This is a genomic window from Streptomyces sp. NPDC048639 (assembly GCF_043199075.1).
Classification (GTDB): domain Bacteria; phylum Actinomycetota; class Actinomycetes; order Streptomycetales; family Streptomycetaceae; genus Streptomyces.
Window position 1 is genome coordinate 639,667 of sequence record NZ_JBICVP010000001.1, and the last position, 14,562, is coordinate 654,228.

Here is a 14,562-nt window from a genome sequence, read left to right on the forward strand (position 1 = left end):
ACGGGGCGGCGGAGTTCAGTCCCGACTGATCTCCGCTGTCCCGTGTCCGCGGACGGCACCCGCGACCGTGGAGAGTTCACCGGCCGCGGCGGCCGGTTCCCGCGCCTTCGCCGACGCCCCCTCCGGCTCCCTCGAACGGCCCACCAACACGTACTGCAGGCCGAAGCCGCAGGTCAGGACCACCGCGCCGCCCACCGCATCGAGCAGATAATGGTTCGCGGTGCCGACGATCACCGTCGTGGTGAGGACCGGGTACATCGCGCCCAGGAGCTTCATCCACAGCTTCGGGGCGAGCAGCACGATCACCACGGCGCACCACAGCGACCATCCGATGTGCAGGGACGGTATGGCCGCGTACTGGTTCGCCAACTCGGTGAGCGGGCCGAACTCGGGTTTGGCGAGGTCCTGGGGACCGTTGGCCGTGTCGATGTAGCCGAGGGCGGGCATCAGGCGCGGCGGGGCGAGCGGATAGAGCCAGAAGCCGAACAGCGCGATGACGGTGGCGATGGCCAGGGCGCTTCTGGCCCGCCGGTACGCGACGGGGCGGCGCAAGTACATCCAGCCCAGCAGGCTCAGCGGCACCAGGAAGTGGAACGTTGTGTAGTAGTAGTTCATGCCGCCCTCGATCCACGAGCCCGCGACCAGGCGGTTGAACCGCAGCTCGATGTCGATGTGCAGCGCGGTCTCGAGGTCGATGATCTGGTGGGCGTGGTGTTCGGCCACATCGCGGGTTTCGGGGGCGGAGCCGCGGATGTAGGAGTAGCACCAGTAGCCGGCCCGGATCAGCAGCAGTTCGAGCAGCAGGTTCGGGCGGTCGAGCGGTCGGCGCAGAAAGCGCAGGACCGGGGTCCAGCGCCACCGGCCGGCCTCCGGCTCCGCGTACTCGGTGGGCACGGGGCGGCGCCAGTACGGCGAGCCGCGGTCCAGGAACGGTACGGCGCAGGCCGCGGCGATCGCGACGAGCAACGGCGCGTTCTGGCCGATGAGATGGATGCCCTTGGTGGTGGGGACGACGGCCGCCGCGGTCAGCGTCATCACCATGACGACCAGGACGGGCCACACGATCCGGTCGGCCTGGCGGCGGCCCACGCGGCCGACGACGGCGAGCAGGATCCACAGCTGCTGGTGCATCCACGCCGTGGGCGCCACCGCGACGGCGACGCAGCCCGTCATGGCGGCGGCCAGCAGCAGTTGGCCGTCGTGGGCGTAGTGGGCGGCGCGGCGCAGGCCGATGACGCCGACGACGCCCGCGAGCACGGCGAAGAGGACGAGTTCGGGCACGCCGTTGAGGCCGAGGCGCAGCAGCAGGCCGTGCAGGGACTGGTTGTGGAGGCTGTCGGCGGGGCGGCCGAGACCCGCACCGGCGACATGGTTCACCCAGTAGGTGGCGGAGTCGCCGGGCAGGACCGCCCACGCGAGCGCGGAGGACACGGCGAAGGTGCCCACAGCCGTACCCGCGGCCCTGCGCCGCCCGGTCATCCACAGCAGCGGGGCGAACAGCAGCACCGTCGGCTCCAGCGCCGCGGCCACTCCGGCGAGGATCCCGGAACTGTGCTCGGACGCCCGCGGGAGGAGGGCCAGGAGGACGAGCAGGACGGGCAGGATGCTGGTCTGGCCGAGGGTGAAGGTGTTGCGGACCGGCAGCGAGACCACCATGAGGCTGATCGCGACGGGCGCGGCGGACAGTGCCGTACGCCGCGAGACCGGCCGGGGCAGGATGCGGGCCGCGACGAAGCCGAGCGCCACGACGAGAAGCAGCGTGCCGAACGTCCAGAAGACGCCGAGGGATTGTTCAGCCGACCGGGTGAGTGGCTTGAGGACGAGTCCGGCGAAGGGCGTACCGGTGAACGCGCCGTTCTCGTACAGCGGTCCGGGCACGCGCAGGACGCCCTCGGGCCCTATCCAGGTCTCCAGGTCGGTGAGCCGCTCCTCCGGTGGGAGCCGGAGTACGGCCGCCGTCTGGCGCACCGCGAGCAGCCCCGCGACGAGCCAGAGCACACCCAGTGCCATGCGCATACGCGAGGGGGGCGACCCCGGTACCTCTGCCGCCGACAACCCGCGCCTCTGTGCGTTCGCCACGCCCTGCTGTTCCCCTCCGCTTCCCGGTGGCCTCCTGACGAACCTTCATTACAGACTCAGGACGCCCTCCCGTCACATGACCGCCGCCGGGTATCGGCTCGAACATAAAGGCTGAGGGACGGAGATCCGCGCCTTGACCGGTGGTGCCGGGCGGCGAGAAACCGCGCAAAAGGATGGGGCAGGATGGCCCCATGAGCATCGTCAAGATCAATGTCCTGCAGGTGCCGGCAGAGCAGCGCGAGGTGCTGGAGAAGCGCTTCGCGGCGCGCGCCGGGGCGGTGGAGAACTCGGACGGCTTCGAGTGGTTCGAGCTGCTGCGCCCGGTCGAGGGCACGGACTCCTACCTCGTCTACACGCGCTGGCGGAGCGAGGAGGACTTCCAGGCGTGGATGGAGGGCCCGATGAAGGCGGCTCACCAGGGCGGCGGCGGAAGCGGCGAGGGCGGCGAGCAGCGCAAGCCCGCGGCGTCGGGCTCCACGCTGTGGTCGTTCGAGGTCGTGCAGCAGGCGGCGCCGAAGCAGAGCTGAACGGTCGGCCGCACGTCAACGGCGGCGGTCCGCACGCGTACAGGGAGGTGCCCCCGGGCCGGCGGTCCGGGGGCACCTCCCTGTACGGGGGCAGTACTTCGGTACGAGAGGCGTCCTCCTCGCGGGGACTGTCAGACTCGCGGGGACTGTCAGACCTTCAGCAGCCGCTGGACCAGGTCGCGGTAGTCGCGGAGCGCGGTGCGCAGCTCCTCGGTACCGATGTGCCCGGAGGCGTTGCCGTCGCTGTTGTCGTTCGACGGGGTTGTGCCGTTGCTGCCGGACGTGCCCGCCTCCGCGGGCATCCCGCTCTGTGCCGCCGAGGGATCGGCCGGGCCGTGCCAGGCGTTACGCAATATTCGGCGGCGTTCGGCGAGCGCCGCGGCGAACTGGGCCGCGGCCTCCTCCAGGATGGCGTCGGCCTCCTCCACGGAGACCCGCGGGTCGTCCACGAATCCGATGACCGCGTGCTGCAGCCGCAGGGACAGGTCGTCGCTCTCGGCGCGCGGCAGGACCGGCCGTACGCCCGCACCGCCGCGACCGGTCACGCGCCCGGGCCCGGGTGACGTGCCCGAACCGATGCACATACCGGATCCGTTGGTCAGGCTGTGCATCGAGGACGCGGAGGACCGGTGGCGGTCGTCGGTCCGCGGCGACCCGTCGGCCTTACGCCGCCCGACCACCGGAGCCTCCGGCATGGCACCCGCGCTGGGCGGCACGGGCGGCGGAGGGGGCGGCGGCACGGCGGACGGCTTCGCGGGCGCCGCGGCCGGACCCGTACGCGCAGCCGTACCCGTACGCGCAGCCGGACCCGTACGCGCGACCGGCTCCTTGGCGACGGCGCCGCCGCCCGCCTCGGCGGCTGCGCCCTTCACGGAACCGCGGTCAGGCGAACCGCCGTTGCGGGACCCGCCACGGGGGGATGCGCCGCCGCGGGATCCTCCGCTGGGGGATCCGGCTCCGGCGGAGAGGCCCCGGGCCGGCGGTGCCGCGCGCTCTGTGAGCCGCATCTTGCGTTCGTTGAACTGTTTCATCACGCACTCCTGGTCGGTCCCGTCCAGGGCAGGTGGAAGCGACGGCCGGACTTCGGCTCATCCTTCTCACGCGGCCCGGGAACGGCCGTCCCGCCACCGTCGCGCCGGCGCTGCATCCGCCGTGCACGGCGCGTGCGCAGCCGTTCGTGCCCCTCCTTCGGGTGGGCGATGATCAGCGCCTCGAAGAGATCGCGGGCGCCGACGAGGGCCTCGCGCATCTCCTCGGTGTCCGCCTTCCCGTCGCCGGTGCGGCTCGCGACCGCGTGCAGGCGGCGGTAGCCGCCGAGGTGTTCGGCATGGTGCACGGACAGCGCGTCGACCTGCTCGTCGTAGGCGTCGGCGGGGAAGCCGCGGTCACGGACGAGCCGGCCGAGCAGCCGGTCGGCCTCGGCCACGGCGGCCGCGGGCGAGTCCACGAACTGCTCCTGGACGCCGGCCCACTGGGCCACGTACTGCACGCGCTCGTCTTCGGGGAGCGGTCGCATCGACAGGGTGCCGTACCTCCGCACTCGCTCGCTGAGCTCCTTGTGAGCCGCCTTCGTGTCGCCGTCGCGCTGTTCAACGGCCCGGTCGTACTCGGGACCGAACCGGCGCCGCAGCCCTGAACCGCTGCTCTGCAGCACCGGCGGGGCGAGTACGAGCGCCACGATGGCGACCGCCGTCACGGCCAGGATGGCCAAGGTGATGAGGACGCCTGTGGACATGGTGTCCCTTCCGCAGAGGTTCCCTCGTGCCGAGGCTGTCCTCACAGCGCGTTGCCCCGTCTTCGGGCCGCAAACGCACCTTCTCTCCGACCTGTGGGGCGGACCCGGAGCGAAGCGGTGACGTTCAGTAGTGGTCCGGGCGGTACGGGCCGGAGCGGCGCCGCGGGTCGGGCTCGTGCGGGCGCTCCTCGTCCGAGCCGCACAGCTCCGCGTTCAACTCGTGGACCAGGTCGATGAGATCGCGGGGGCGGTCCGGTCCCCACCAGTCGCCGAGCAGTTCGGCGAGAGAGTCCTCGCGGGCCTGCGCGAGCCGGCCCGCGACGCCCCGGCCGTCGTCGGTGAGAACCAGCGGCAGCCCGTCCCGTACCGCCAGGCCGCGTTCCTCGATCTGACGGGCGGCGGCGGAGATGACATCGAACGGGACGGTCGTACGGTCGGCGAGCAGGGCGGGGTCGGCGGAGCCGTCCCGTCTGATGCGCAGCATCAGCCAGCTCGCGGCGGGGGTCAGCTCCTCGCATCCGGCGCGGCGGCCGATCCTGACGTAGACCTCGCGACGGCCCTCGCGGCTGCCGAGGGCGGACAGGGCGCGGCACACCTCGTCGCGCGAGGAGCGCTCGACGGGGTTGCTGGCGAGGGTCTCGCTGGCCTCGGGCGAGGTGACCGATCCCCGCAGCCGGTCCTCCTTGAAGAAGCAGGCCAGGACGAAGGCCACGGCGACGACCGGCGCCGCGTAGAGGAAGACATCGGTGATGGCCGACGCGTAGGCGGCAAGCGCGTCGGCGCGGAGGGCGGCGGGCAGCCGGAGGAGGGTACGCGCGTCGGTCTCGAGGTCGTGCAGGCTCAGGCCGGACGGGAGCGGCCGCCCCGCGAGCCCGGAGGTGAGTTTCTCGCCGAGCCGGCCGGTGAAGATCGTGCCGAAGATGGCGACGCCGAAGGCGGCGCCGATGGAGCGGAAGAAGGTGGCTCCGGCGGTGGCGACGCCCAGGTCCTCGTAGCGGACGGAGTTCTGCGCGGCCAGGATGAGGACCTGCATCACCAGGCCCAGGCCGAAGCCGAACACCGCGAAGTACAGGCTTGTCAGGGCGGTGCTGCTCGACATGTCGAGCTGGTGGAGGAGCAGCAGGCCGACGGTGGTGACGGCGGTGCCCACGACGGGGAAGATCTTCCAGCGGCCGGTCCGGCTGACGAGCTGGCCGGAACCGGTGGAGGCGACCAGCAGACCGGCGACCAGCGGCAGCATGTGGATGCCGGAGAGTGTTGGCGACACACCCCGGACGACCTGGAGGAACGTCGGCAGATACGTCAGCGCCCCGAACATCGCGAAGCCGATGACGAAGCTGATCACCGCGCACAGCGTGAAGGTCCGGATACGGAACAGGCCGAGCGGGAGGACGGGTTCGACGGCCCGGCGCTCGACCGCGACCAGAGCGGCGATCAGGACGACGCCGAGCGCCCCGAGGCCGATGATCTGCCAGGATCCCCACGCCCAGGTGGAGCCGCCGAGTGAGGCCATCAGGACCAGGCAGGTGGCCGCGGAGGCGACGAGGAAGGTGCCGGCGTAGTCGATGGTGTGCCGGGTGCGGCGGACCGGGATGTGCAGGACGGAGGCGATGACGAGCAGGGCGACGATGCCGATGGGCACGTTGATGTAGAAGACCCAGCGCCAGCTCAGATGCTGGGTGAACAGACCGCCCAGCAGCGGGCCGAGGACACTGCTCGTCCCGAAGACCGTACCGAACAGGCCCTGGTAGCGGCCGCGTTCCCGCGGCGGCACGATGTCCCCCACGATGGCCATCGACAGCACGATGAGCCCGCCGCCGCCGAGCCCCTGGAGGGCGCGGAAGGCGATCAGTTCGGCCATGCTCTGCGCGAGACCGCAGAGGGCGGAGCCGACGAGGAAGATCACGATGGCGCCCTGGTAGAGCCGCTTGCGGCCGTACTGGTCGCCGAGCTTGCCCCACAGGGGCGTTCCGGCGGTGGAGGCGAGCAGATAGGCCGTGACCACCCACGAGATGTGGTTGAGCCCACCGAGGTCGCTGACGATCGTCGGCAGGGCGGTGGAGACGATGGTCTGGTCGAGGGCCGCGAGCAGCAGTCCCAGCAGCAGCGCACCGATCGCGACGAGAACGGTGCGCCTGGACTGGCCTTCGCCGGGGGCGGGGAGCGGGGCTCCGGGGCCGGTGCCGGTGGGTGCGTTCGCGTCCTGGGCCATGAGCACCTCCTCGGGCGGCTGCGCACGGCGGTGCGTCGAAGCCCGTCGTGGGGGCGGTCCCCGTCGGCGGGCGTGGCACAGCGGTACGGGCTGGGTGCGGTGCGCAGCTTCCATCCTGGGGCGTTTCGGCGCGGGCGGCCTGCCGAGCGGGGCGGGGCCCGGGTCGGCGGCGGGTGGGGCGGGCTCGGCGACGGCCGGTTGTGAGGGCGCTTGCGACGGCCGGCGAACGGGCGCCGACGACGGTCTGTGGGGCGGCGAGCGCGGGTTGCCGACCGATGGGGCGAACCGGGATCGACGACCGAGGACGGGAGCTCGTCGACGGCCGTAGGGGGGTGCGTGCCGGAATAGGCGGTGGACAGGGGGTTGGCAGAGCGGCCACGGTTTTGTATGTTTGAGAAACAAAGTGGCTCCGCCCGTATTCCCTGACCTGCGGGCGGGGCCGCCTTGGCCTCCGCGTCCCCCCAGCCAGGAGCCCAGGAGCCCCCGCCGATGACGGCCACCTGCACCCTCACCACCCGCGCCGTCCTGCTCGACATGGACGGCACGCTCCTCAACTCCGACGCCGTCGTGGAGCGCTGCTGGCGGCGCTGGTCCGCGGAGCAGGGACTCGACGCGGAGCAGGTGCTCCCCCATGTCCACGGCCGCCAGGCGCACGCCACCATGGCGCTGCTCCTCCCGGACCGCCCGGCGGCACTGAACCTCGCCGACAACCGGCGGATGCTCGCGGAGGAGACCGCCGATACCGACGGCATCGTGCCGATCCCGGGCGCCCCCGCCCTGATGGCCGCCCTCGCCGGACGCCCGCACGCCCTGGTCACCTCGGCCGACGAAGCCCTCGCCCTGGCCCGTATGAGCGCCGCCGGGCTGCCACTGCCCGCGGTACGGGTGACGGCGGAGCAGGTGGGCGCGAGCAAGCCCGACCCCGAGGGCTTCCTCAAGGGCGCCGCCGAACTGGGCCACGAACCGGGCGACTGCGTGGTCTTCGAGGACTCCCGCGCGGGCATCGAGGCGGGCCGGGCGGCCGGGATGCGGGTCGTGGGCGTGGGCCCGCGGGCGGCCTCGCTGGGCCCGGACGTGCACGTAGGGACATTGGAATCCGTACGGGTCGAGGCGCTGGAGGACGGCACCCTGCGGCTACGCATCGGGACCGCGGCCCCGCAGGGTCAGGGCCGCTGACGTCGGACACCGGCGCAGGCCGAAGGCCCGGACACCCGTAGGGCCCGGGCCCTCATAAGGCCCGGACACCCGTAAGGTCCGGGCCGCCCGGCCGGTGGTCAGGGCGCCACGGCCTCGTACAGGCTGAAGCCCGCCAGCACCACCATCACCGCCGCCGCGATCCTGGTGATCAGACGCAGCGGCACATGCTTCATCAGGGTGCGGCCGCCCAGGATGCCGAGACCGGCCACCGCCCACAGCGCCAGCACGGCGCCGATCGCGACCGAGAGCGGATCGTCGTAGCGGGCGGCGAGGTTGGCGGTCATGATCTGGGTCAGATCGCCGAACTCGGCCACCAGGATCAGCATGAAACCGGCGCCCGAGACCTTCCAGAAGCTCTGGTCCTCGGGCGCCCGGACACTCTCCTCGTCCTCCTCCTTCCTGAACAGGAGGATCGCCGCGCCCGCCAGGAACAGCACGCCCACCACCGCCTGCACCAGCCGGTGCGGCAGCAGGGTGAGCACACTTCCCGCGGCGACGGCGAGCGTGACGTGCACGGCGAATGCGGCCGCGACGCCCGCGAAGACGTACGAGGCGCGGTAGCGGGTGCCGAGCATCAGCCCGGCGAGGGCGGTCTTGTCGGGGAGTTCGGCGAGGAGGACGACGCCGAAGACGAGGGCGGTAATGCTGAGACTGATCACGCGGGGTTTCCTCGATCGGTAGGGGCCGGCCGTACCGAGAGACCTGGAAGCAGCGGATCCGGAGTCGCTTCGGCACGGCAGCGTCACGGACACTGCGGCCGAAGGTCTCGCTGGCGGACGGTGATCCGTCCGCTCCGGGCGCCGGCCCGGCCCATGAGGCCGAGCAGTATGTCGACGGTCCGGCGAAGAGCTACTCCCCTTCTGCTCGGCCCAGCGTACGGGGTCGCCCCCGGCCCCTGTCACGGGCCCGCTCCCGCCCGCTCACCGGCACGCCCCCTGCACGCCCTCCCCGGCTCCGCCCACCAGGGCCGGCGCGCGCCCTCCGCCGTCAGCCCGCGCCCGCCTCCGCGCCCCGGCCCGCGCCGTCACGGTGCAGCCTCTCCCGGGCCACCAGCTCCAGGGTGAGCGCCGTCGCCACCGCCTGTACGGCCATCAGCGCGACCAGCACGAAGAGCTGCACCGCGCCCGCCTGGACCGGCGACGCCCCGCCGAGCAGCATCCCGACGAACGCCCCGGGCAGTGTGACCAGGCCCACCGTCCTGGTCTGGTCGAGACCGGGGATCAGTGCCTCGGAGGCGGCGGGCCGGGCGATCTCCAGACGGGCGTCGCGGTCGGGCAGCCCGAGGGCGAGGGCGGCCTCGACCTCCCCGTGCCGCAGGCGCAGCTCGTCCAGCGACCGCCGGCCCGCGAGCACGGTCGCCGTCAGGGCGCCGCCGATGAGGATGCCGGTGACGGGGACGAGCGCGATGCCCTTGAGCGGCACGAGACCGGTCAGCAGCAGCGCGGCCACGACCGGCAGCACGCCGGCGCCGATGGGGACCGCGGTCCACCACCACGTGCGGTCGGCCGTGATGCGCCGGCCGGACGTGCGTACCGCCACGGCGAACATCAGGGCGAGGAAACCCAGCAGCAGCGGGACTGCGCGCACGACCCAGCCGATGAGGTAGGAGACGGCGGCCAGTTGGACGGCCGCCCGGAGCCCGGCGACGGCGATCGCCCGCGGGTAGCGCCCGCCTTCGCGGTCGGCGAGGTGCGCGAGGGCGGCGACTCCGGCCGCTGCGACGAGCAGGACGGCGAGCAGGGCCCAGAGCGTGGCGCCGACCGGCAGCAGGGTGGCGGCGGCGATCTGCGGGGCGGTCACGGCGTGGGCGGCAGCGTGCACGGGCTCACGATACGGCGCGCCGCCCCCGGAGCCGACGACCCGTCAGAACAGGCCGGGGCACACCCGTTGCGCTGCTCCGGCCGGGTACATCTCGCGACCGGAGTCTTGTATATGACGTGTGCATGTCGTCACGCTGTTACCTGGCGCCCACCCCACCGCAACCCGGCGCCGCAACGATGGCCGCGCCCCCAGCGGCCAGCACCCCTTCACCCAGAGGGAGTTCGTTCCCATGATCCGTGTCTACGCGCGTCGAATAGGCGTACTCGCCGGCCTCACCGCCCTGGCCTGTACCGCCTTCCTGAGCGGCCCCACCGCTCAGGCCGCACCCCCCACCCCGCCCAGTGCGGCTACCGCCCGCACCTACCTGAGCGAGTTGACCGTCAGCGCCGAAGGCTCCTCCGACGGATACAGCCGCGACAAGTTCCCGCACTGGATCACGCAGAGCGGCGCCTGCAACACCCGCGAGGTCGTCCTCAAGCGCGACGGTTCCGGCGTCGAGCAGGACTCCAGCTGCGCCGCCGTCAGCGGCAGCTGGTTCTCGCCGTACGACGGGGCCACCTGGAGCGCCGCCGCCGACGTCGACATCGACCACGTCGTCCCGCTGGCCGAGGCCTGGCGCTCCGGCGCCAGCGGCTGGACGACCGCCCAGCGCCAGGGCTTCGCCAACGACCTCACCCGAGCCCAGCTCATCGCCGTCACCGACAACGTCAACCAGTCCAAGGGCGACCAGGATCCGGCCGAGTGGCTGCCCTCGGAGACCGGCTACCGCTGCATGTACGCCCGCATGTGGGTCCAGGTGAAGCACCACTACGACCTCACCCTCGACTCCGCGGAGAAGTCGGCGCTCAGCTCCATCCTGAACGGCTGCTGACCGCGCGGAGCCGCCAACGGCCACGTCCGGTCGTACCGCCGTGACCCTCCGCAGTGCCGGGGAAAGCGCCGGCACTGCGGAGATGCGCGGAAACCCCCGGAAATCCACGGCGTACGCGGTGAACGCCTCAAGAACCTGCGGCGGAAACTCGCCGTGACCCTCCGGCGTTCCGTACCGTACGGGACGACGGAGGGAGGGCGGAGACCGATGGCCGGACTGGTCCTGGGACCGCTCGTTCGCTATGTGGACGAGGACAGCGCGACCGTATGGGTCGAGACGGGCCGGCCCTGCGTGGTCGAGGTCGTCTGCGACGGCACCGGGGGCCGCGGCACCGCACACACGTGGCAGATCGCCGGGCACCACTACGCGCTCGTCACCCTCGTCGGGCTGCCGACCGGCAGCACGGTGCCGTACAGCGTGCTCCTCGACGGCAAGCAGGTCTGGCCCCCGCGCGAGGACCGGTATCCGCCCAGCGCGATCCGCACCCTCCCCGACCACCGCGGGGAGCACGCGCCGGACGCGGAAACCCTGAGGGTCGCCTTCGGCTCCTGCCGCTGGGCCGCACCGCCCCACGGCTCCTCCCGCTTCCACGGCGGCACCCCCGCCCACGACCCCGTCGGCCCGGACGCTCTCGACACCCTCGCCACCCGCCTCGCCGCCGACCCGGGCGGCGAGCGGCCGGACATCCTGCTGCTGCTGGGCGACCAGGTGTACGCGGACGAGACCTCGGACGCGATGCGCCGCTGGCTCGCCTCGCGCCGCGATCTGCGCACCCCGCCCGGCGACCAGGTCGCGGACTACGAGGAATACACCCGGCTCTACTACGAGTCCTGGCTCGACCCCGATGTCCGCTGGCTGCTCTCCAACGTCCCCAGTTGCATGATCTTCGACGACCACGACGTCATCGACGACTGGAACACCAGCGAGGCCTGGCGGGAGGACATGCGGGCCACGGAGTGGTGGCAGGAGCGGGTGACCGCGGGACTGATGTCGTACTGGGTGTACCAGCACCTGGGGAACCTCTCCCCCGCCGAGCTGATGACCGACCCGCTCTTCGCTCAGGTGCGGAAGGCGGGCGACGGGACCGAACTGCTGCGGGAGTTCGCGACGCGGGCCGACGCCGACCCCGCCTTCACCCGCTGGTCCTACCGCCGCGACGTGGGCCGCGTACGGCTGCTCATGGTCGACTCCCGGGCCGCCCGTGTGCTGCCGGAGGACCGGCGGTCGATGGTCCACGAACGCTGGTGGGAATGGCTGCGCGAGCAGGTGCCGGACGGCGGCCCCGGCGCGTACGACCACCTGTTGATCGGCACCTCGCTGCCGTGGCTGCTGCCGCCCGCCATCGACGACGCGGAGCGCTGGAACGCGGCGCTGTGCGGCGGCGAGCGCGGGCCGCGCTGGGCGCGGATCGGCGAACGCATGCGGCGCATGGGCGACTTGGAGCACTGGGCGGCCTTCCCGCAGTCCTTCGAGGCCCTGACGGACCTGGTCACGGAGGCGGGTACGGGACCGCGGCCGCCGGCGACCGTGTGCGTGCTGTCCGGTGATGTGCACCACGCCTACGTCGCCGAGCCGTTCTGGCCGGAGGGTGCCGAGCGGCCCGGGTCGCGGGTGCTCCAACTCACCTGCTCGCCCGTGCACAACAGCGTCCCCGCCTCCATCAAGGTCGGCTTCCGCTTCGGCTGGAGCCGGGCGGGGCGCCGCCTGGGCTCCTGGCTGGCGCGGCATGCGCGTATAGGGCGCGGGGGCCGGGTGCAGCCTCCGCGGATCAGCTGGGGGAAGGCCGGCGGGCCGTGGTTCGGCAACCACCTGATGACGCTGACCCTGCACGGGCGCACGGCCCGGCTGCGCCTGGACCGGGCCGAGCGGGGCGATGAGGGCGCGGCACGTCTGGAGACGGCGTACGACAGCGACATCACCCACCCCGTGGCGGGGGGTGCCGCGGAGACGCCGCCCGAGGGGGCGTAAGCCGCACACCGGACCGACGGGACGTGATCCCCAGCACAACGGAGCGGATGGTTCCGGTCCGGGGTTCGACTCCGGTGCAGCGAACGGCATGATGGTGCGTCGCTCGTGCACCACTGCCCCCGGGAGAAGCCGCCTTGGCCGGAGAGCACCACGCCATAGCCATCGTCGGCGCCGGCCCCCGGGGCACGAGCGTGCTGGAGCGCGTCTGCGCCTCGGCCCCTGAACTCCTGCCCGACGGCGCCCGGCTGACCGTCCACGTGGTCGACCCCGCCCCGCCCGGCGCGGGCCGCGTGTGGCACACCGGGCAGTCCCGCGAACTGCTGATGAACACGGTCGCCTCGCAAGTGACCCTCTTCACCGACGCCAGCGTGGCGTGCGAGGGCCCCGTACGACCGGGGCCCAGCCTGTACGAGTGGGCGACCGCGCTACGCATCGCGGACTGCCCGGGCCCGGACGACTACCCGACCCGCGCCTTCTACGGCCGCTATCTGGAGTGGGTCTTCGGGCGCGTGGTGCGCGCCGCTCCCGAGCAGGTGAGGGTGCGGGTCCACACGGCACGCGCCGTACGGCTGACGGAGACCGCCGTGGGAGAGCAGCTCCTGGCCCTGGACGACGGCACCGAACTGGCCGGGCTCGCGGCGGTCGTCCTCGCCCAGGGGCATCTGCCGGTCCTGCCGAATGCGGAGGAGGAACGCTTCTCCGCGTACGCCGCCGCGCACGGCCTGCGGCACTGCCCGCCCGCGAACCCCGCGGACCTCGACCTGGCCCGTATCGCCCCCGGGGAGCCGGTGCTGCTGCGCGGTCTCGGCCTCAACTTCTTCGACCATCTCGCCCTGTTGACGACGGGCCGCGGCGGCCGGTTCACCGGCGGCCCGGACGGCCTGCTGCACTACCGCGCCTCGGGCCGGGAGCCGCGGCTGTACGCCGGATCGCGCCGCGGCGTCCCGTACCACGCGCGCGGCGACAACGAGAAGGGCGCGCTGGGCCGCCACGTCCCCCTGCTGCTGACCCCGGCGGTCATCGCCGGCTTCCGCGCCCGCGCGGACGCGGGGGACTTCCCCGACTTCCTCACCGAGGTGTGGCCACTCGTCGCGAAGGAGGTCGAGACGGTCCACTACGAGGCACTGCTCGCCACGCGCCGCCTCGCCACGCCCATGACGGAGACCGGCTTTCGTGAGCGCTTCCTCGCGACCCGCCACGGAAGCGCCGAAGAGGCCGCGGTGCTGGACGCATTCTCCGTCGCCCCCGGCGAGCGCTGGTCGTGGGTGGAGATCGCGCGGCCGTACGGCGACCGGGACTTCGCAGGCCCCGGGGACTTCCGCCGGTGGCTCGTCGCACATCTGCGGCAGGACGCCGAGCACGCCCGGCTCGGGAACATCGCCGGGCCGGTCAAGGCCGCCCTGGACGTCCTCCGCGACCTGCGCAACGAACTGCGCCAGATCGTCGACCACTCGGGGCTCTCCGGCACCTCGCGCCGGGACCACCTCGACCGCTGGTACACCCCGCTCAACGCCTTCCTCTCCATCGGCCCGCCGCGCCGCCGCATCGAGGAGATGGCCGCGCTGATCGAGGCCGGCGTCCTCGACGTGCTCGGGCCCCGGCTCGATGTCCGCCCCGGTACGCCCGGCGGCGGCCACGGGTTCACCGCCCACTCCCCTGCCGTCCCCGGGTCCGAGGTGAGCGTGACGACGCTGATCGAGGCCCGGCTGCCCGAGCCCGACCTGCGCCGCACCACCGATCCGCTGCTGACCCGGCTGCTCGGCACCGGAGGCTGCCGCCCCCATCTCGCCGGCGGCTACGAGACGGGCGGGCTGGACGTGACGCGCAGCCCGTACCGGCTCATCGACGCCGAAGGGCGGGCCCACCCGCGGCGGTTCGCGGTCGGGGTACCGACCGAGGGCGTGCACTGGGTGACGGCGGCGGGCGCGCGGCCGGGCGTCAACTCGGTGACGCTGACGGACGCGGACGCGGTGGCGCGGGCCGCGCTGCGTGCGACGGCGGCTCCCCTCGCCCACGGCACGCCGCCCCGGCCCGTACCGTCGCCGGAGAGCGGGCCTCCCCGTGCGGACGAAGGCGCCTGCCGCCCGGAGCCGCTCGCGATTTCCGCCCCCGCCAACGGAGGCGGGGCAACCGCATCCTGAACCCCGCTCGC

General features: G+C 73.1%; 11 protein-coding genes. 5 read left to right on the top strand and 6 right to left on the bottom strand.

The annotated features are described in order from the left end of the window. Nucleotides 1-15: 15 nt before the first annotated feature. Nucleotides 16-2,010: a bifunctional glycosyltransferase 87/phosphatase PAP2 family protein gene (locus tag ACGFNH_RS02750; protein WP_393651158.1), complete on the bottom strand. Its 1,995-nt coding sequence runs from the start codon at nt 2,008-2,010 to the stop codon at nt 16-18. A 260-nt stretch (nt 2,011-2,270) separates the two neighbouring features. Between ACGFNH_RS02750 and ACGFNH_RS02755 the strand changes: the two genes are divergently transcribed. Beyond that, complete coding sequence (locus ACGFNH_RS02755; protein ID WP_393651159.1) at nt 2,271-2,606, top strand: antibiotic biosynthesis monooxygenase family protein; 336 nt, start codon at nt 2,271-2,273, stop codon at nt 2,604-2,606. Nucleotides 2,607-2,755: 149 nt separating this feature from the next. Here the strand turns inward: ACGFNH_RS02755 and ACGFNH_RS02760 are convergent, their stop codons facing one another. The 3 genes from ACGFNH_RS02760 to ACGFNH_RS02770 form a co-directional block, all read right to left on the bottom strand. Continuing rightward, the gene (locus ACGFNH_RS02760; RefSeq protein ID WP_393651160.1) at nt 2,756-3,478 is read right to left on the bottom strand and encodes a hypothetical protein; all 723 of its coding nucleotides are present in this window, start codon (nt 3,476-3,478) and stop codon (nt 2,756-2,758) included. A gap of 158 nt (nt 3,479-3,636) precedes the next feature. Then, the gene (locus ACGFNH_RS02765) at nt 3,637-4,341 is read right to left on the bottom strand and encodes a hypothetical protein (RefSeq protein ID WP_393651161.1); all 705 of its coding nucleotides are present in this window, start codon (nt 4,339-4,341) and stop codon (nt 3,637-3,639) included. A gap of 124 nt (nt 4,342-4,465) precedes the next feature. Continuing rightward, a complete protein-coding gene (locus tag ACGFNH_RS02770) occupies nt 4,466-6,553 on the bottom strand; it encodes a DHA2 family efflux MFS transporter permease subunit (RefSeq protein WP_393651162.1) in 2,088 nt (695 codons plus the stop codon). Nucleotides 6,554-7,042: 489 nt separating this feature from the next. On the opposite strand from ACGFNH_RS02770, the gene ACGFNH_RS02775 reads away from it, so the two are divergent. After that, complete coding sequence (locus tag ACGFNH_RS02775) at nt 7,043-7,729, top strand: HAD-IA family hydrolase (RefSeq protein WP_393651163.1); 687 nt, start codon at nt 7,043-7,045, stop codon at nt 7,727-7,729. A gap of 98 nt (nt 7,730-7,827) precedes the next feature. Here ACGFNH_RS02775 and ACGFNH_RS02780 read toward each other — a convergent pair whose 3' ends face one another. Both ACGFNH_RS02780 and ACGFNH_RS02785 read right to left on the bottom strand, forming a co-directional pair. After that, nucleotides 7,828-8,409, bottom strand: a complete 582-nt coding sequence (locus ACGFNH_RS02780) for a TMEM165/GDT1 family protein (protein ID WP_393651164.1) — start codon at nt 8,407-8,409, stop codon at nt 7,828-7,830. A 328-nt stretch (nt 8,410-8,737) separates the two neighbouring features. Continuing rightward, nucleotides 8,738-9,571 (bottom strand): ABC transporter permease, encoded by an 834-nt coding sequence (locus ACGFNH_RS02785; RefSeq protein ID WP_393651165.1) that lies wholly within the window; start codon nt 9,569-9,571, stop codon nt 8,738-8,740. Between the two features lie 229 nt (nt 9,572-9,800). Here ACGFNH_RS02785 and ACGFNH_RS02790 point away from each other — a divergent pair, with 229 nt between their 5' ends. The 3 genes from ACGFNH_RS02790 to ACGFNH_RS02800 all read left to right on the top strand — a co-directional run bounded on the left by ACGFNH_RS02790 (nt 9,801) and on the right by ACGFNH_RS02800 (nt 14,551). Continuing rightward, a complete protein-coding gene (locus ACGFNH_RS02790) occupies nt 9,801-10,442 on the top strand; it encodes an HNH endonuclease family protein (protein ID WP_393651166.1) in 642 nt (213 codons plus the stop codon). Nucleotides 10,443-10,649: 207 nt separating this feature from the next. Next, nucleotides 10,650-12,410, top strand: a complete 1,761-nt coding sequence (locus ACGFNH_RS02795) for an alkaline phosphatase D family protein (RefSeq protein ID WP_393651167.1) — start codon at nt 10,650-10,652, stop codon at nt 12,408-12,410. Between the two features lie 134 nt (nt 12,411-12,544). Then, nucleotides 12,545-14,551: an FAD/NAD(P)-binding protein gene (locus ACGFNH_RS02800; protein WP_393651168.1), complete on the top strand. Its 2,007-nt coding sequence runs from the start codon at nt 12,545-12,547 to the stop codon at nt 14,549-14,551. Nucleotides 14,552-14,562: the final 11 nt, after the last annotated feature.